The 17481-nt window shown below is 68.7% G+C and carries 14 protein-coding genes and 4 tRNA genes; 4 read left to right on the forward strand and 14 right to left on the reverse strand.

Annotation, left to right across the window (positions count from 1 at the left end; genetic code table 11):
- Positions 1 to 13: 13 nt before the first annotated feature.
- The 10 genes from IPG61_12270 to smpB all read right to left on the reverse strand — a co-directional run bounded on the left by IPG61_12270 (position 14) and on the right by smpB (position 6496).
- On the reverse strand, positions 14 to 502 hold the full coding sequence (locus IPG61_12270) for a single-stranded DNA-binding protein (protein ID MBK6734833.1): 489 nt from the start codon (positions 500 to 502) through the stop codon (positions 14 to 16).
- Positions 503 to 630: 128 nt separating this feature from the next.
- Positions 631 to 705: transfer RNA gene (locus IPG61_12275), tRNA-His, on the reverse strand.
- Between the two features lie 20 nt (positions 706 to 725).
- A tRNA-Arg gene (locus tag IPG61_12280) sits at positions 726 to 802 on the reverse strand.
- A 122-nt stretch (positions 803 to 924) separates the two neighbouring features.
- A tRNA-Pro gene (locus IPG61_12285) sits at positions 925 to 1001 on the reverse strand.
- Between the two features lie 190 nt (positions 1002 to 1191).
- Positions 1192 to 1884, reverse strand: coding sequence for a hypothetical protein (locus tag IPG61_12290; protein ID MBK6734834.1), 693 nt, complete (start codon positions 1882 to 1884; stop codon positions 1192 to 1194).
- Between the two features lie 338 nt (positions 1885 to 2222).
- A complete protein-coding gene (gene rph / locus IPG61_12295; protein MBK6734835.1) occupies positions 2223 to 2933 on the reverse strand; it encodes a ribonuclease PH in 711 nt (236 codons plus the stop codon).
- Positions 2933 to 3823: a glutamate racemase gene (locus tag IPG61_12300; GenBank protein MBK6734836.1), complete on the reverse strand. Its 891-nt coding sequence runs from the start codon at positions 3821 to 3823 to the stop codon at positions 2933 to 2935. Before IPG61_12300 ends, rph begins: the two co-directional genes overlap by 1 nt.
- 6 nt (positions 3824 to 3829) lie before the next feature.
- Entirely contained in the window at positions 3830 to 4480 is a 651-nt protein-coding gene (locus tag IPG61_12305) for a GerMN domain-containing protein (GenBank protein ID MBK6734837.1), read from the reverse strand.
- A complete protein-coding gene (locus IPG61_12310) occupies positions 4477 to 6006 on the reverse strand; it encodes an N-acetylmuramoyl-L-alanine amidase (GenBank protein ID MBK6734838.1) in 1530 nt (509 codons plus the stop codon). Before IPG61_12310 ends, IPG61_12305 begins: the two co-directional genes overlap by 4 nt.
- A 13-nt stretch (positions 6007 to 6019) precedes the next feature.
- Positions 6020 to 6496 carry an SsrA-binding protein SmpB gene (gene smpB / locus IPG61_12315; GenBank protein MBK6734839.1) on the reverse strand — a complete coding sequence of 159 codons (477 nt, stop codon included), beginning with the start codon at positions 6494 to 6496 and terminating at the stop codon, positions 6020 to 6022.
- Between the two features lie 305 nt (positions 6497 to 6801).
- Between smpB and IPG61_12320 the strand changes: the two genes are divergently transcribed.
- Both IPG61_12320 and IPG61_12325 read left to right on the forward strand, forming a co-directional pair.
- Positions 6802 to 6887, forward strand: a tRNA-Leu gene (locus IPG61_12320).
- Between the two features lie 254 nt (positions 6888 to 7141).
- Entirely contained in the window at positions 7142 to 8476 is a 1335-nt protein-coding gene (locus tag IPG61_12325) for a hypothetical protein (GenBank protein ID MBK6734840.1), read from the forward strand.
- On the opposite strand, the gene IPG61_12330 is transcribed toward IPG61_12325, so the two are convergent.
- A complete protein-coding gene (locus IPG61_12330) occupies positions 8431 to 8886 on the reverse strand; it encodes a hypothetical protein (protein ID MBK6734841.1) in 456 nt (151 codons plus the stop codon). The two genes, IPG61_12325 and IPG61_12330, sit on opposite strands and share 46 nt — an antisense overlap.
- A 287-nt stretch (positions 8887 to 9173) precedes the next feature.
- Between IPG61_12330 and IPG61_12335 the strand changes: the two genes are divergently transcribed.
- Together IPG61_12335 and IPG61_12340 are read left to right on the forward strand one after the other, a co-directional pair.
- A complete protein-coding gene (locus IPG61_12335; GenBank protein ID MBK6734842.1) occupies positions 9174 to 11756 on the forward strand; it encodes a SpoIIE family protein phosphatase in 2583 nt (860 codons plus the stop codon).
- A gap of 18 nt (positions 11757 to 11774) precedes the next feature.
- Complete coding sequence (locus IPG61_12340) at positions 11775 to 13262, forward strand: tetratricopeptide repeat protein (protein ID MBK6734843.1); 1488 nt, start codon at positions 11775 to 11777, stop codon at positions 13260 to 13262.
- Between the two features lie 76 nt (positions 13263 to 13338).
- Here IPG61_12340 and IPG61_12345 read toward each other — a convergent pair whose 3' ends face one another.
- Genes IPG61_12345 through IPG61_12355 form a run of 3 tightly spaced genes read right to left on the reverse strand, consistent with a single transcriptional unit; the run spans position 13339 to position 17348 of the window.
- Positions 13339 to 14415 carry a hypothetical protein gene (locus tag IPG61_12345; protein ID MBK6734844.1) on the reverse strand — a complete coding sequence of 359 codons (1077 nt, stop codon included), beginning with the start codon at positions 14413 to 14415 and terminating at the stop codon, positions 13339 to 13341.
- A 35-nt stretch (positions 14416 to 14450) separates the two neighbouring features.
- Positions 14451 to 15893, reverse strand: a complete 1443-nt coding sequence (locus IPG61_12350) for an HAD-IG family 5'-nucleotidase (GenBank protein MBK6734845.1) — start codon at positions 15891 to 15893, stop codon at positions 14451 to 14453.
- 57 nt (positions 15894 to 15950) lie between these two features.
- A complete protein-coding gene (locus tag IPG61_12355; GenBank protein MBK6734846.1) occupies positions 15951 to 17348 on the reverse strand; it encodes a glycosyltransferase in 1398 nt (465 codons plus the stop codon).
- Positions 17349 to 17481 lie beyond the last annotated feature (133 nt).

Raw genomic sequence — 17481 nt, forward strand, 5'->3', positions numbered from 1 at the left:
TGCTCGCTGCGGATCAGAACGGGAGATCGTCGTCGTCCGACGGGCCCGGATCGCTCATGGGATCGGGACGGAAATCGCTGCCACCGCCGCCGGCGGCGCCGCTCGCAGCGCGGCCGCCGCGCGCGGGGCCGTCACCGAAGCTCCCGCCGCCCTGGCCTTCGCCTTCGTCGCGGCGGCCGAGCAGCATGACCTGGTTCGCGATGATCTCGGTGGTGTAGCGCTCCTGGCCGTCCTGGCCGGTCCACTTGCGCGTCTCGAGGCGGCCCTCGACGTAGACCTGCTTGCCCTTCTTCAGGTAACGCTCGGCGCGCTCGGCCAGGTGCCGCCACGCGACCACGCGATGCCACTCGGTCTTCTCCTGCCATTCCCCGCTGTTCTTGTCTTTCCAGCTCTCGGTGGTCGCCACCGAGAAGTTCGCCACCGGCACGTTGCTCTGGGTGTACTTGATCTCGGGATCACGACCCAGGTTGCCGACGATGATGACCTTGTTGACGCCAGCCATCGCGTTCTCCTTGCCTTGTCGGGACGGCTGCCGCATATCGCGGGCCGCCCCCGTCCTCGGTTTGTTTTCCAGGCTGATCAGCGGGAGGTCGGACTATGACAGAACAAGCCGGGAAAGCGGAAAAAAAATGGGGTGGATGATGGGACTCGAACCCACAACCACCTGGACCACAACCAGGGGCTCCGCCATTGAGCTACATCCACCACCATTATTCGCGGTTTTCTGGCACGCCCGGCAGGGCTCGAACCTGCGACCTGCGGATTAGAAATCCGCTGCTCTATCCAGCTGAGCTACGGGCGCGCCGATGTGACATCGTTCGAAACGCGACATCGTCGGAACCCGCGCTCGGGGAAAGGTCGTTTCCCGCGGGCGGACGCGAATAATGGCGATGTGGCACCCCGGTGTCAAGACCGTCGATCCGCTGGTCGGGGCGACAGGATTTGAACCTGCGACACCCTGCTCCCAAAGCAGGTGCGCTACCGGACTGCGCCACGCCCCGACCTGATGCATCTGCTGTTCCCGATCGACTGCCGCACATCCGGGCAGGCCGCCCGCCGGGGTTTCCGGCGCGCCGCGGCCCTATGGGTAACGGCAGGCAGGCGGCTTGTCAATCGCGCCGGCGTCAGCGCCGGGTGACGGACACGGGCGCCGAGACGCCTGGGGGCACCGGCCGCCAGGCTGGAAAGGGCTCAATCGCCCTGCGAGAGCCCGTAGGCGTCGATGACGGCCCGCCGCAACCGGGCCAGGGCGCGTCCCCGGTGGCTGATCGCGTGCTTCTGCGACCCATCCAGCTCGGCAAGCGTCAGCGGGGAACCCTCGGGGCGGAACACCGGGTCGTAGCCGAAGCCGCCGGTGCCCAGCGGTTGCCGGGTGATCTCGCCGACCAGGCGCCCTTCGGCACCCAGCTCCAGCCAGAGCGGTTCCTGGCGCTCCCGGCCGGGCGCTTCACGCGACAACCCGGCCGGCGCCACGATCGTGGGTGGCCGTCCCGGTTCCTCGCGCGAATAGGCCGCCCACAGTTCCGGCTCGGGCAGGCGCACCGCACCGGCGCCGGCCGCTTCGGCGGCGCCGTCGGGTCCCGCTTCAAGGAATGCGTTCGCCACGCGCCGCAGATGCGCCGCATCGTGTCCCCAGTTGGCCAGGTCGGCGCTGCGAAGGGCCGCGTAGCTGTTCCACTCGGAGCGATCGGCACCCAGCGTCGCCCAGAACGCGGGGCCCTCGCCGGGTACGCGCAGTTCGACAGCGCGCGCCCAGGGATTGTGCAGCCAGCGCTTGTAGGCGGGCGCCGAGACGGAAACGTCGCCGGGGCCGGGACGCGGGTCCACCCAGGCGCAGGCGGTGGCGAAGCGCGCCTGTCGCGAACCGTCGGGCACATCCTTCATCAGGTCCAGGAGCAGCGCCACGTTGCTTTCGTAGGTGGCGCCGGGCCCGGAAAAGCGCGCCGCGAAGATGTCGGGCCAGCCGACCAGTTCGCGAACCTGCAGCGACGTGTCGTCGGCCAGCGCGATCTCGCCGGTCCAGGCCGCCGCCACCAGCGCCTTGCGCACGGCATTGCCGCGGATCGTCACGCCGTCCTCGACAACCTCGGGCAGCCCGGGATAGTCCAGTGCGGAGACCACCGTGAACGGCAGTCCCTCCATCAGCTCGGCCAGTTCGCGCAACTTGTCACGGTTGCGGCTGGCCAGCACGACCTTGCGAGACGTGGTCACATGCATCCCCTTCAGCCCAGGTTCAGGACCTTGTGCTGCAGTTCGTTGACGCGGGCGATCGCCGCCGCGCCCAGGTCGGTCATGGCTTCGAGCTGCGCGCGCGTGAACGGGCGGTGCTCGGCAGTGCCCTGCACCTCGATGAGCCCGCCGCCTTCGGCCATCACCAGGTTCAGGTCGGTATCCGCGCCCGAGTCCTCGCGATAGTCGAGGTCGACCAGCACGTTGCCCTGGATCACGCCCAGGCTGATGGCGCCCACCAGCGAGTGCATGGGGTGCTTGCGCAGCTTCAGTCGCAGCAGCGCGTCGTACAGCGCCACGGCGGCGCCGTTGATCGAGGCGCAACGCGTGCCGCCGTCGGCGCGGATCACGTCGCAGTCGACGGTGATGGTCAGGTCGCCCAGCGCGTTGAGGTCGGTCACCGCGCGCAGGGAACGCCCGATCAGGCGCTGGATCTCCATGGTGCGACCGCCCTGGCCGCCACCGGTGGCCTCGCGCCGCATGCGTTCCCCGGTCGAACGCGGCAGCATGCCGTACTCCGCCGTCACCCAGCCCTGCCCCGAGCCCTTGAGCCACTTCGGCGTCCCGTTGGCGATGCTGGCCGTGCAGATGACGTGCGTCTGGCCCATCTCGATGAGGCAGGAGCCCTCGGCATGGGGCAGGTAGTCGCGCGTGATGCGCACCGGGCGCAGCTGGTTGGGTTCACGGCCTTCGGCGCGTTCGATCACGATCGGTCCTTTCGGTGCGGGGCGTCGTCGCCAGCCTGAGGACCGAGCGCACGCCCGGCCTCTTCCATCTCGTCGAGCCCGACGGACTCGACATCGGCGATCGGCTTGCCCAGGAAACGGGCCCCGATCTCCGCGAACTTCCACGGGATGTCGCTCAGGATGAACGACAGGCGTCCGGCCTGCGGCTCGCGGCACAGCAGGTCGCCGTCGGCCAGCGCCGCACACGCGGCGGTCGCCAGCGACTCGGCCGAATCGACCAGGCGCACGTCCGGCCCCAGGTATGCGCCGATGTCGGCACTCAGGAGCGGATAGTGCGTGCAGCCCAGGATGAGCGTGTCGAGCCGCGCCTCGCGCAGCGGGCGCAGGTATTCGGCGACCGCCAGGCGCGTCATCGCATGGCCGCCCAGCCCTTCCTCCACCAGCGGCACGAACAGCGGACACTCGGCTGCCACGATGCGCCCGGCGGACAATCCGGCCGCTGCCAGTCCCTGCTGGTAGCGCCCTGAACGGATGGTACCCGAGGTCCCGATCACACCGACCGCGCCGCCCCGCGTGGCGGCCAGCGCCGCCTGCACGCCGGGCTCAATGACGCCGAGCACCGGCACCGGCAGCACCTCGCGAAGGTGGTCGAGCGCGAACGCGCTCGCCGTATTGCACGCGACCACGACCATCTTCACGCCGCGCGCCACAAGCAGGCCTGCGTCCTGGCGCGCGAACGCGCGCACGGTCTTCTCGCCCTTCGTGCCGTACGGCACGCGCGCCGTGTCGCCGAAGTACAGCAGGTCCTCGCCGGGCAACCGCTCGTGCAGCGCGCGCAGGACCGTCAGCCCGCCGAGCCCGGAGTCGAAGACGCCGATCGGTGCGCGTGTACGGGATGTCGTCCGGATCGCCACCTAGAGCCACCGCCGCGGCGCGAACGGGTGAGCCAGGTCGACATGGCCCGCCAGCGTTCCGACCTGGCGCCCGTCGACCAGGATCGTGCAGGCCCCGACCTGCGGGAAGTTGACGGCGACGGTGCGCAGGATGGAGGTGACCGTTGCCGTCTCGGCGGCGCTGCCGCCGGGATGTCCGGCGACAAGCTCGCGGCTGAAGTCGACGAAGGCCGTGCCGCGAGCCGGATCGACGAAGGCGGCCAGCGCGCGCGTGCCGCGCGGCAGCGCGCTGATCGCGCGTCCGGTCCCGGGACCGTCGCACAGCGCCGTCATCAGCGCCAAAAGGTCTTCGCCGGGTTCGCCGCGGCTGGGCACGCGCCGATCCTCGCTGATCCAGCCGTCGCCGTCCCAACGGGGAAACACGAGCACCACGGCGCGATCGCCCGCCCTCGGCAGATCGACCACAGTCCCGGGCGCATCCTGGATCTCACCTGCAAGGTCCGCCGGACGGCTTGCCTGCCGCGCCGTCCACCAGACCACGGCCAGCGCGCCGATCGTGAGCAGGACCAGCGGTGCCAGGACCCTCGGGTTGCGCAGGAAACGGAGAGGTCCCCCGCGCCCTTCATCCAGCGGCGGCAGCCCGCCGTTGTCGCCGTTCGGTTCGCCGTTCACCGTGACGCCTCCGTGCCGGCGCCCGCCGTGGCGGCAGTGCGGGCGAAGCCGAGTACCGCATCGCCGATGGTCCTCGCCAGCTGCCTCTGGTAGGAGCGCTCGTCGAGGCGCATCTCTTCATCAGCGTGGCTGAGAAAGCCGAGTTCCACGAGCACGGCCGGCATGTAGGCTCCCACAAGCACCCGGAAACCGGCCTGGCGCACGCCACGATCAGGCGAACCCAGTTCACGGCAGGCGCGCGCCTGCAGGTATTCGGCGAACTGGCTGCTGCGCGTGATGTAGCGGTTCTGCACCAGTTCCCAGACGATGAACTCGACATCGCCCGGCTCACGCCCGCCGTCCGAGGCGCCGTTCTCGGCGGCTTCGACGCTGCGTGCCCAGTCGCTGCTGGCGGGCGAAAGGAAGTACGTCTCGAACCCGCGCGCCTGGTCGTCGAACCAGCTGTTGCAGTGCAGGGAAATGAACAGGTCGCCACCGGCCGCGTTGGCCGCCTCGGCCCGCGCGTCGAGGTCCATCGCCTCGTCACGCTGCCGGGTCAGCACCACGTCGAGCTCACCTGACCGCTCGAGGTACTGCTTGAGTTCGCGGGCGACGGCCAGGTTCACGTCCTTTTCCATGATCCCCGCGGCCGCGGCCAGCACGACGACCACGTCGCGACCGCCGTCGGCTGCGTAGGCGCGATGCTCGCCCGCGCCGTCGCCAAGGCGCAGCGTGACGACCAGGCGGTCGGCGTCCTGGCGGGCCTCGACGGCACGCACGAATCCTGCGGCCGGCGTTGCCGACAATGCCGCAGCGTTGGCGCGACCGCTGCGCAGGGACACCGTCACCTGATCGAAGGCGGGACGTTCCACCGACCAGCCGAGCGGATCACGGCAGCGCAGGTGAACGGCCGTGCTGTGCCCCAGAGTTTCGATCGTCACTTTCTCGACGTTGTCGTCCGAGGGTCCCAATGTCACGCGCCCCGTGCCGGCGTCGAACGCCACTTCGAGCCCGGTCGCGGGGCCGACCACGCGCAGCAGGGCGTCGAGCGGCAGCCACAGGTCACCGGCGTGATCCAGCACCGGCACCGGCAGCAGCGATTCGCCCGGGCCGCCCATGACGACGCGGCTCCCGCCGGTCACCGTGAACACCTTGCCGCCCACGTCGAGATCCAGGCGGCGCAGCGTGTCCTGCCAGAATCGACCGGCCCGCAGCGCCGTCGCGAAGTCGGCTGAACGGACGTAGATCTCACGTGAGCCTTCGAGGAGCCTCCTGGCCCCGACCGTCTGGGTCTGTCGGGTGCCCCGCTGCTCCACCACGAGATTGACCACCGGCGCGCGCGCATCGATACGCGTCCAGGCCAGCGGGTCGAGGTAGCTGTCGGCGGCGTGCGCCGGCAACGCCGCCGCCAGCAGCGGCAGCACCGCCGCAACCACCAGGAATACGTACAGGGGCCTCGCGCGCAGGTACGGCGCAATCGTACGGACCAGCGCCCGGCACGCAGGCCAGCCCGATCCCAGGGAACAGTAGGCGGCGGAACGAGTCATCGGGCGCGTTTCCTCACGGCTCGCGGCGGCCCATGTGCTGGGCGATGCGCCGCTGGACATCCTGTTTCGCCTTCGACTCGCGCTTGTCGTGCAGCTTCTTGCCGCGCCCGAGTCCCAGTTCAAGCTTGGCCCGCCCTTCGCGGAAATACAGGCGCAACGGCACCAGGGTCAGGCCCTTCTCCTCGAGCTTCGGCAGCATCTTGCGGATCTCACGGCGGTGCAGCAGGAGCTTCCGGGGCCGGAAGGGTTCGTGGTTCTCCCGGTTCCCCTGCTCATACGGGCCGATGTGCATCTTGACCACCCAGCCCTCGCCGTCACGGATCTCACCGTAGGCGTCGCCCAGGTTCACATGGCCTTCCCGCAGGGCCTTGACCTCGGTCCCCTGGAGCACGAGGCCGGCCTCCCATGTCTCGAGGATCTCATACTCGTGGCGGGCGCGGCGGTTCGAAGCCACGATCTTGATGCCTTCATTGTCAACCTTGCGCGCCATGCCCAGCTCCCGCCCGCGATCCCGAGGTGTATGACAGGTTGCAGAATATACCCTTCACTGCGGGCGCTGCCAATCGAGGCTTGCCTGAACAGGGCGTTGCCGGTCGCGGCGTACCATTTTCACCGCCCGGGTTGACAGCCCCTGCTGCGCCCGCTAGATTGGCGCCGCTTGCCCGGTTGCGGGCAGGCGCAGCAAAACGCAATAGCGTGGAGTTTGCGCGAGGATGGCTACTCGCTTTCAGGTTTGGGTCGGGTTTCGAGGCCGCTTTCAGCTGTCGCATCCCGGTGACCAGTCTGAAGTCGAGTGCCCAGGTGGCGGAATTGGTAGACGCGCTACGTTCAGGTCGTAGTGGGGTTTCCCCGTGGGAGTTCGAGTCTCTTCCTGGGCACCATACCTTCCTCAGTTAAGAATGCCTTTGCTCGATAAAATCCCCTGCTGAAGCAGGGGATTTTTGCTTTCCCCCCCCACTCCTGTCCGGGGCGGGAGGCTGATCCCGACATCGTTCGGCACGTTTTCTGCAGAACCGGTCCCGTTGCGTCCAAGCGCCGGGCCGGCGTCGCCTCAGCTGGCGACCAACGCCTTGTCCGGCAACAATTTGAGTGAGCGGAGCCCGCCGCCCAGGCAGGGCCCCGGCCGGAGGACGAAATGCGTTGGTACGATATCATCCTGCCCGAGCCCGGAACCGACCAGGTGCTGGACCAGTCCCTGGCCGAAGCGGCTGCCCTGGCGGCACGCTTCCCGCAGGTGCAGGCGCGCGACGGGATGGACGCCCTCGGCCTGATGCCGCTCATGGAAGAAACCGGACGCTGCCTCTTCACGGCCCTGACCCGGGCCGTGCCCCACGCCTTCGACCGTTCGCGGCGCGCGGCCACCCTCGACGCCCCGGCCGTCGGCGAGACGGTCCATGACGCGTTGGCCGGCTTCCATCTCGTGGTCGACGCCTGCTGGCTCGGCCTGCCCTGGGGCTGGCTGCACAACGGCCTGAATTTCATCCTCGAGCAGCACCCGCTGTGCGCGAGCCTGCGCCCGGCCGCCCTGCCGCCCGAACAGGCGCGACGCCCCTGGATGCAGCGCCAGGTGCGCGCCGGCTTCCTGGTCGGCGATGGTGGCGCCCAGGACCTGCGGTCCGTGCGTGACCAGTTGCAGTCGCCCGGCGCCCGCCTGCCTGAGCTGCTGTTCATCCCCGGGCACACCGATCCCCAGATGCGTCGCCTGATCTACCGCGAAGCCGAAATGATCGCCGAAGCGCTCGGCGCCGGCGTGGCCGGCCGGCCGCTCGCGCGCCTGGAAGTCCCGGTCGACGCCGTGACACCCCGGCATCTCTGCGACCAGAACGTGGCCTACCAGATCCTCCACTTTGCCGGTCCGACCAGCGCCCCGGCGCGACACGACGACACGCTCGGCGAGTACTGGATGAATCGCCTGCTGGAGGAAGCGTCGTACGCCGATGACGACCAGGTTGCCGAGGCCTTCGGTTGCGAAGGGGAGATCCTGGGTGTCGATCCTGTCACGTCGCTCCTGGACGATATCTGCGAGAACCACGGTCGCCAGGCGGCCCACGCCTCGGCCGGCCTGCATGCTGGCGGCAATGGCGCCGCGGCGACCGCCGGCCCGGCCGCGCACGGCGGATCGGCGGCCTGGCTGCTCGATGACGGGCCCGTGTCACCGGAGATCCTCGGCCAGCGCGGCCAGCTGCCGCCGCTCGTATTCTCCAACAGCTGGTGTGCGGTGCCGGAACTGGGCGCCCGTTTCGTGCGTGCCGGCGCCTCGACGTTCGTGGGGCCCCTGGTGCCCATCTACAGCCGCCCGGCCCGGCTCTACGCCGGCCACCTGTATGCCGGGATGGGCCGTGGCTGGTGCGCCGGCGCCGCCGCCTGGCAGGCCGCCGCGCGCTGTCGCCAGGAGCTCGGGCGCGGCCACCCGGCCTGGTTGTCCTACGGTGTCCTGGGCTTCGGAAGCCTGGCGTTGCAATATCTCTGAGCCGGCGGCACCGCGGCCAGTTCCGCAGTCAGGCGCTTGATCCCCGCACGGGCATTGGCCACGATGGCGGCGATCTCGGGCGGCGTGGCCCCGTCCTGATGGATGCCGGCCGTCGCCACACACGTGCAGCCGGCAGCTGCAGAGACCATCCGCGCGCATTCCTCGGCCAGCGGGCCTTCCTTGTGCGGCGGCAGGACGAGCAGGCCGCCCCCGGGCGCGGCAACGCCGGACGCGGCCATCGCCACGGCCCCCGCGTGGGCCTGGCCCCCGGACACGGTCACGAGCAGGTCGCGCCCGAGGGACCTCACCTCCAGGCTCACCGCCAGCCGGCCGCGCCCGACGCGGACCGGTCCCGGCAGGGCTGCCGGGTCCCAGACCAGGGCCTTTGTTCGCCGCAGTTCAGCCGCCATGCAACCCTCCCGGGGTCCGGACCGTCATAACCTGTCGCCGGCCATGGCCGCCGCCGAATACCTTATCGTCACGCCGGGTAGCGTGGCGGCTCAGGTGGTGCCGGGAGCGCCCGCAGGGGATATACTGCCGGCACCCGGATCCCACCACCGGACCGGCCGCGCAGGACCGGCGGACCTGAACCTGACCGAATGCCCGGCTGCCGCGCCGGGCGCGACACGCGAACCACGGAGCATCATGCCGCCCAGTACGGCAGCAGTCCCACGCCCTGTCGGGTCTTGCCCGACTGTTGCAGTCGCGTCAGGCGCACCTGACGCTGGGCGCGCTCACGCTGGCGGCGGTCCTGTTCAGCGGCTTCGACGCCACGCGCACACGCCCGAGCGACGGCACCGTCTGGCTGCTGGGCCGCCCGCAACTGGAAGTGCTGGACGTCCTGCCGCGGCCGCAGGGACTGCCGACGCCCCTGCAGGCAGGCGACATCATCGTCGGCCTCGGCAACTCCATCGTCGATTCGCCCCAGAGCGCCGCCCGTGAACTGCGCCGCCACGAACCCGGACAGCAGATCAACTATCTCATCAAGCGCGATGGACGGCAAATCACCGTCAAGGTGCCACTGACCTCGACGCGCGTCGACCTGCAGGACTACGCGGTGAACGTGGTGCTGGCGGTCATTTACCTGGTCATCGGGTTCGCGGTCTACCTGCGCGGCCAGGACGACCGTCCGGCAGCCCTGTTCTACGTCCTCTGCCTGCTGTTCGCGCTCTATTTCATGACGAACCTGCAGGCGGCCAGCTACTTCCTGGGCGCCATCATCGCGCAGAACATGGGTGCCTTCGCGCGCTTCATGCTGCCGGCGGTGTTCCTCAACTTCTTCCTCGTGTTCCCCACCAAGAAGCTGGTGCTGATGCGGCACCCGTTCCTGGTGCCGCTGCTCTACCTGCTGCCCTGGGCCCTGTACCTGCGGTTCACGCTGGACCAGTTCCTCGGCGAACAGGGTGCCCGGATCCATGCGGCCAGCTGGATTGTACTGGGGATGTACTACATGTGCGGCCTGGCCGCGCTGCTGCACGCCTACTTCAGCTATCGCGATCCGCTCATGCGGCAGCGCGTGCGCATCCTGACGTTCGGCACGCTGGGCGCGGTGATCCCGTTCCTGGTCTTCAAGATCGGCATGGAAGAGCTGTCGTTCCGCACGGGCCTGACGCGCCTGGGCGCCCTGCCGCTGGCTGCCATCCCGATCTCGTTCGGCTACTGCGTGGCGCGCTACCAGGTGCTCCAGATCGACGTGCTCCTGAAGCGGAACCTCTCGTACGGCCTGCTGACGTTCGCGATCTGGGCAGGCTTCCTGGGCGGCGCCTGGTGGCTGGGCGGCAAGGCGCTGACACTGCTGCCGGGTGCCGGGCCGCTGGCCGCAGCAGGCACCGCGCTGGCCGTGGCGGCTGGACTATGGCCCGTGCGTCGCCAGGCGCAGCGGGCGCTGGACGCACGCTTCTTCCATTCGCGCGACAACCTGGCAACGCTGATCGAGGAATTCAGCAAGGAGATTCCCCGGCTGTTCCAGCGTGAGATCATGCTGCGCTGGGTGGGCGCGCGACTGCAGGCCGTGCTCGACCTGCCGAGCCTGGCCGTCTACGTGGCCACCCCGGGGGGCGACGGCACTGCCTACCAGCTGGCCTCGCAGACCCGTTCGCGGCCGCTGCGCGCCGCAGAGGCGACCGGCTCCGGCGGGCTATCCGCCACACGCGCCCACTATCCCGAAAAGCTCTCCCTGCCTGGCTTGTCACGACACCTTGCCCTGCGTGGCGAGCCGCTGTGGACCGAGGCACCAGGCGCCGACCAGGCCGTCGGCCGCCAGGCCATCACGCGCGAACAGGTCGAGTTGCTGGCCCGCCTGCAGGAACAGCAGCTGCTGGCCGAGGCCGGCGTCGAACTGCTGATCCCGATGGTGCTGCAGGGCCGCCTGGTGGGCGTGGTGGCCCTGCCGAAGCGGCCGGGCGACGGCGAGTACCAGCTGCACGAGCTGCGACTGCTGGCGATCGTGGCCGGCCAGGCGGCACTGCAGATCGAGAACACGCGCCTCTATGCCGAGGAAGCGGCCAAGCAGAGGCTCGAGGAGGAGATGGTGATGGCGCGCCAGATCCAGTCGCGCCTGCTGCCGCGAAACCTGCCGAGCGCGGCCGGCCTCGAGATCGACGCGGTCAACATCTCCAGCAAGCAGGTCTCGGGCGACTACTACGACGTGATCGAGCGCGAGGACGGCCGGCTGGCCATCGTGATCGCGGATGTCAGCGGCAAGGGCGTGCCCGCCTCCATACTCGCCTCGAACCTGCAGGCGGCGTTGCGCGCGCAGTGCGACATGTGCGACTCGCCGGGCCTGCTGCTCGAACGGATCAACCGGCAGGTGCATGCCAGCACCGACCCGCAGCATTTCGCGACGCTGTTCCTGGCCATGTACGATCCGTTCACGCGCCAGCTGGTCTACAGTTCGGGCGGCCACAATCCGCCCCTGCTGGTGCGTGCGGACGGGACGCGTGAGCTGCTCAGCGAAGGCGGCCTGCCGCTGGGGGCCTTCGATTTCGGCACCTACGACGAGGGCCGGCTCACGCTGGAACCCGGCGACCTGCTGTTCATGTACACCGACGGGCTGACCGAGACCAAGGGCCCCGACGGCGAAGAGGACTTCGGCGAACTGCGCCTGGGCGACCTGCTGCACAGCGAGCGGGACCTGCACCTGGCCGGTATCTTCGCCGCGATCACGCGCGACCTGCGTGCATTCAGCGGCCGCGACGATTCGGACGACGACATCACGATGATCGGCCTGAAGATCACGACGGTCGACAGGATGGCCATGGCGGGCGGCGCATCGGCCTAGACGGGTGGAGGCAGAAACGTGAAGTGGTTCATCATTGCACTGGCGGCGGCGGCGGCCCTGATCGGCATCGGGCTGGTGGCGACCGGCTCCCACGAGGATGGGCGCGTCTCGCGCAATCCGGAGGCAGCGGCCCTTTGCGAGGAGGGCACGGCGGACCTGCACGCGTTCCGGTTCCAGGCCGCGGTGGAAAAGCTGGGCCGCAGCCTGGAAGAGGATCCGTCGCTGGCCGAAGCGTCCATTTCGCGAACCATGGCATTCTTGACACTTCGCGAGCGCAACAACATGAAGCGCGAACTGGCGCGTGCGGACAGCCTGACGGGCGCACTCCGCGACGACCAGCGGCGCCTGGTGGCACAGCTTCGACTGGGCACGCTGCCGGAGTCCAGGTACTACGCCATGCGCGACTCCATCTATGAACTGCTTCTCAAGCGGACTCCCGCTGACATCTATGTCCTGGAGGTCGAAGCCGAACGCGCCAAACAGGAAGGTGATCCCGAAAAGGCCGCCAGCGTCTGGCGCAGGATACTGGAAGGCAACCCGAACTACGCCCAGAGCTACAACCAGCTCGGCTACATCGAGTTGAACCGCGGGAACTATGACCTCGCGATCGAGCACATGCAGAAGTACGCATTCCTCGCCCCGAATCTCGCCAATCCGCACGATTCGCTGGGCGATGTCTACAGGGTGCTGGGCCGGTACGAGGAAGCCGAGGCGGAATACCAGGCTGCAGTCCGCATGCAACCCGACTTCTACTTTTCCCTGATCAATATCGGCAAGGTGTACCTGGCGCGCGGGCAACTGAAGCGCGGTATCGAGATTCTCGAGACGTTGCGTACCCAGTTCGCCGGATCCGAACTCGAGTCAGGCGTCGATCGCGAGATCATCCGGACTTACCTGCGGGCGGGACTCACCAGTGAACTGGACGAGGCTGCGCGGCGGTTCATCGGCCGCTATCCGGATGCGGAAGATGCCTCGATCTACCGGGCGACGAGGCTCGCCTATCTGGGACGTGAGGCCGAGGCACGCGCCGTCATGGACTCCAGCCTGGCCGTGGCGCGCGCTTCGAAGAGGTACTCGGAGCACCCCGGCGAGCGCGACGGGGTCGAGTTTGCCGCCCTGCAGTTCGACGGCATCACCGCGGACCTGCGCGGCGACCGCGCCCACGCGGCCGAAGCCTGGGCAGCCGCGATCGAGATCCTGAAGCACAAGCTCCCGGACTACGAGCTCTTCAGCCTGCGGATCCGCCTCGCCGATGCCCTGCGCGGCAGTTCGCGGCCACGCGAAGCACTCGCCCAGATCGATCCGGTGCTGGCGGTCAATCCGCGATTGCCGGAGATGCTGCGGCTGAAGGCGCAATGCCACCGCGATCTCGGGGACACCGAGGCAGCTACCCTTGCACTGACGCAGCTGGATCGGGCACTGGCCAAGGCTGACCCCGACCTGCCGATCCTGCGCGAGGCGGCCGAGCTCCATCGGCAACTCGGCGGCGGCCAGCCGGTGCCCTGAGCCGGGCCGACAACCACGAACGACAGCGGCCGGATCCCCGTGGACCCGGCCGCTTCCGTTCGCAACCCTGCGTGGATCAGACTTCCTGGAAGAAGTACGGCTTCAGGCACTGCACGATCTTGTCGTAAGTCTCGGGGTACAGCCCCCAGACAACGGCGGCGACCGAACTGAGCAGGCTGTTGCCGTCCTGCGGCGTGAAGCTGTAGCCGGTGATCTGCGTGCCGTCGCTCGAGACGTGCAGCGTATCGACCGGGAGCACCGACTGGTTCAGGATGCGACCGCAGAAGCCGTGGTCGCGGCCGAACGAGAAGACGCTGTTGGCCGTGGTCTTGTAGGTCAGGGCGATGCGGTCGTCGGCTTCGCAGCGCGCGATGAGCTCGTCGCGGGTCACCGGCTCCTTCACCTTGAGGCTGTACTGGATGATGTGCATCAGCTGGCTGTTGACCTTCATGGCGCTGCTGAACAGGTTGAGGTCCCAGGCCGGGCCCATCGTCTGGTACAGGTACCAGGCGTCGCGCGCGTGATGGGTACCGAAACGCTGGTCCTTGTGCGCGCCCACCTGCGGGCTGGCCACGAACCCGGCGTCCTGGCTGATGTCGTTGGCGCGGCGCATGCAGATGAAGCGGCCTTCGACCAGGTTCTCGGGGCCATGGTGATGCAGCCCGAAGGTCTTCAGCAGCACCGACATGTTGTGGGTATTGCAGCTGACGACCTGCAGGTACTTGTCGCGACCGACCTTGAGCGTGTCGTCGTTGATGCCCCGCGCATAGGGCTTGCCGAAGCCGAACTCGCTGCCCTGCGCGATGAAGACGTCGGTGTTGTGCTCGAACTTCTGGTACCACCGCTCTTTCATCGCATTGCCGCTTGGGGTGCAATCGACGACAACGCGCGCGGCCTCGAGCGCATCTTCCGTCGTGATGTCGACCGGCAGTCCCATCTTCGTGAAACCGTCGACACGGTCCGAGTCAGTGACGAGGCGGGCGCCGCGCCGCTGCAGGTCCTGCACCTTGCTGCGGTCCGACAGCAGCGGGGTGCGCTTGTGGAACAGCACCTCGTCGATGCCGAGTTGCGCCTTGAAGTTGCAGAGCAGCCCGAGCAGGGGCTCGCCGATGGTGCCGGTGCCGACCACCAGTACGGTCTTGGGACCGAGCATGAGGAACTCCTTCAACAGCGGGCGGAAGCGCCCGGTCAGGTCTCCGGCAGGGCCCACCGCTCGTGCGGCAGCACTTCGAGAGGCCGGGAAAAGAACTTGTCGGCGGGGTAGCCGAGGAAATTAGACACCCTGCTGGTATAGATACAAGCGAATTCCATGACTTGCCGTCCGAAGCGGCTGGCGGCGCGGCCTTCGCGGAACAGCGACTCCCAATGCGGGTTGAAGGCCGCCCGCAGCAGCCTCTGCAGGCGCGCCCGGCGTCCCAGCGCCTCCCCCAGCCGGCGCTCCAGGCGCGCGAGCGCCTCGGCCAGCGCCGCATCGTCGGCACGTGCCGGGTCGCGCAACTGGTCGCGGGCCAGGTCGCGCGCGGTCACCAGGTCCTCGAGGTGTTCCTCCAGTTCGTTCAGCTCCTGCCAGGCGCTGCGCAAGGGCGTCAACTTGGCGACTTCGGTCTCGATCTCGGGCACGATCATGGCCGTACGCCAGCCGACGCTCTTCTTGCTGCGCAGGATATCGCCGTAGGTGTGGTCGCCGAAATAGAGGATGCCGTCACCACTGGCCTCGAGCAGGCCTTCGAGGAAGAAGCAGTCGCCGCCGACGTAGGCGTTGCGTTCGAGCGATGGCAACAGCGGGTACAGACCCGGCTCGACAGCGCGACCGGGACCGCGCTCCAGGAAGAACGCGGGCTTGCCGGCGGCACAGACGATGAGGTCGAACAGGCCCTCCCAGGAACCGGGTGCGCCGCCGACCAGATGCTGCATGACCGCACCGGTGTACTCGACCTCGGAATTCGTCAGGAGGAACAGGCGCTTGCCGGCGGCACGGAACCGTTCGAGCGTCGGCACCAGGTCGGGGTCGTGGACGAAGTAGGAACCGAGGTCGGCCGTGATGCGGGCCTTGAGCGTGCCATCGGCATGCAGGGTGTCGACCGTGTCGCGGATGTCGTCGTACAACCGGCGAAACGAGACGCGCAGCGAAAGCTCGCCGCGCGCCACCTGGTCGACCAGCGTGGTGTAGAGGCTGCCCTCCGGCAGGTCGAACAGCGTATCGAACACGCGATAGCGCGGCGTACCGATGCGCGTGCGGCCCCGCGGATAGGCGCCGCGGCGCTGGTCGCGATCGAGGAACTGGCTGCCGTGCCGCGCGCGCGTGATGTGACCGTGCGCGTCTATCTTGAGCAGGTTGCCCAGCTTCTTGTCCACGACCAGGCCGCGGATGGAGGCGTCGGGCAGCCATGGCACATCCAGGATCGAGGGCGGGTAGTCGCGATCGCGCACGAGGCGCTCGAGCGCCATGTCGAAGCAGAGGCGGCTGAAGTTCTCGACGTTGTAGACGGCCAGCGTGTGGTCCATGTCGAAGCCGATGGCCGCGATGGACTCCATGCGCAGGTTGCGGTTCGTGAAAATGCGGCGGCGCGGCGGCAGTTCCCCCGGCAGGGGAAAGCCCTCCGCGCCGTCGTCGATTGCGGATTCCGTCATGCAGGCGACTCCCCGGGGCAGTCGCGCCGCCCCCTCAGGCCCGGGCCGTCGGCCCGGTCAGGCGGGCTGCGGCTGCAATGCGGCCTGGGAGCGCGCGGTGCGGACCGCCGGATGCTCGGGGAACCGTTCCTCGACCTCGCGCCACCAACTGACCGCGTTGTCGTGGAAATCCATCTCGTGCATCAGGTCGCAACCGCGCAGCCAGGCGCGATAGTTTCCGGGGTTCTCCGTGACCGTGCGCAGGTAGAGCTTCAGCGCGCGCTTTCGATCCCCGGCGAACCGGGAACACTCGGCCATGCCGAGCCAGCCGAAGGAATACGAAGGGTCCAGGTTCAGTGCCTGCTCGAACAGTCCGACGGCCTCGCTGACCCGCCCCTCCAGCAGGGCCAGTTCCCCCAGGTAGCGCAGAGGATACAGGTCACGGACGCGACTGTCCAGCGCGGCGCCGTAGGTGTTCGTCCGCCCCTCGCGCAGCGTCTGCAGGTCATCGCGGATGCCGCCGACGAGCGCGGCAGCAGAGGCGCCGGCCCACTGCTCGGAAGCTTCCTGGAGCAGGCGGCAGGACACGGCCACCGACTGCAGCAGGACGAGCGGATGGTCAGGGAACGTGCGGCGCGCACCCTCGACGACGCACTGCGCCTCGCCGGCACGGTCGAGCGCGAGCAACCCGGCCGCCGTGCGTGCACACAGGTCCGCCAGCCACGGCAGTGTGCGGCGATAGTCGGCGTCGAGCCACTGCGCCTTCTGCCAGGCCGTGTGCAAGTGGCCGATCGCCGTCTCCAGGCCCGCCAGCGGGAGGATCTCGTCATCGAGTCGCGTCAGCGTCTCGCACGCCAACCGGTAATGGAAATAGGGTTCGTCGGGATGGGCGGCGATCGCCTTGCGCAGGATGCGCAGGTTGCGCTCGCGGGCCCTGGTGCGGCGATCGGGATCGCAGCCGTCGTGCATGACGGCGAGTTCGCATTCGAAGATCCCCTGCCCCGTGCGCGCGCCGAGATCCGCCAGGTCCGGCGTGATCCGCTCGAAGATGGGATAGCGGTAGCGCACTTCGGCCAGGCGCCGGAACAGCCGCACGCGCCCCTCGACCTGGTCGCTGTCGCCGGGCTGCGCGCTGATCATGCGCAGGCGGTAGGCAGCAGCGCCGGGATCATTCAACAACCGCTGGAACTCGACCGGCCGGATCGGCTGCATGATCTCGTCGGCATCCAGGAACAGGATCCAGTCGCCGTGCGCTTCGGAAAGGGCGGCGTTTCGCGCAGCGGCGAAATCGTCCTCCCAGGCCACGTCGACAACGCGGGCACCGTAGCCCTCGGCAATGATCCGCGTATTGTCGTGCGAACCGGTGTCGACGACGACGATCTCATGGACCAGCGCGAGCACCGACTTGATGGCCATGCCGATGGTCGCTTCCTCGTCCCGTGCGATGATGCACAAGCTGACGGTCTGTCGCTTCATACAGGCGCACTGCCCCGTTCCGGTTGTTGCCCCGTGACCCGCTTCAAACGGGATATCGGCTTTCCCGGACTGTGGTTTAGCGTCGTTGGGACAACTCGGGCGAAATGCCCGAAGCGGTTGCCATCCGGGCCGT

The sequence above is a fragment of the bacterium genome (genome assembly GCA_016703265.1).
Lineage (GTDB): Bacteria > Krumholzibacteriota > Krumholzibacteriia > LZORAL124-64-63 > LZORAL124-64-63 > CAINDZ01.

What these genes read in the sequence shown, in the direction of transcription:
- IPG61_12270 (MBK6734833.1), bottom strand. Translation starts at nt 502, where the DNA reads ATGGCTGGCGTCAACAAGGTCATCATCGTCGGCAACCTGGGTCGTGAT.
- IPG61_12350 (MBK6734845.1), bottom strand. Translation starts at nt 15,893, where the DNA reads ATGACGGAATCCGCAATCGACGACGGCGCGGAGGGCTTTCCCCTGCCG.
- IPG61_12325 (MBK6734840.1), top strand. Translation starts at nt 7,142, where the DNA reads ATGCGTTGGTACGATATCATCCTGCCCGAGCCCGGAACCGACCAGGTG.
- IPG61_12345 (MBK6734844.1), bottom strand. Translation starts at nt 14,415, where the DNA reads ATGCTCGGTCCCAAGACCGTACTGGTGGTCGGCACCGGCACCATCGGC.
- IPG61_12290 (MBK6734834.1), bottom strand. Translation starts at nt 1,884, where the DNA reads ATGAAGGATGTGCCCGACGGTTCGCGACAGGCGCGCTTCGCCACCGCC.
- smpB (MBK6734839.1), bottom strand. Translation starts at nt 6,496, where the DNA reads ATGGCGCGCAAGGTTGACAATGAAGGCATCAAGATCGTGGCTTCGAAC.
- IPG61_12355 (MBK6734846.1), bottom strand. Translation starts at nt 17,348, where the DNA reads ATGAAGCGACAGACCGTCAGCTTGTGCATCATCGCACGGGACGAGGAA.
- IPG61_12330 (MBK6734841.1), bottom strand. Translation starts at nt 8,886, where the DNA reads ATGGCGGCTGAACTGCGGCGAACAAAGGCCCTGGTCTGGGACCCGGCA.
- IPG61_12310 (MBK6734838.1), bottom strand. Translation starts at nt 6,006, where the DNA reads ATGACTCGTTCCGCCGCCTACTGTTCCCTGGGATCGGGCTGGCCTGCG.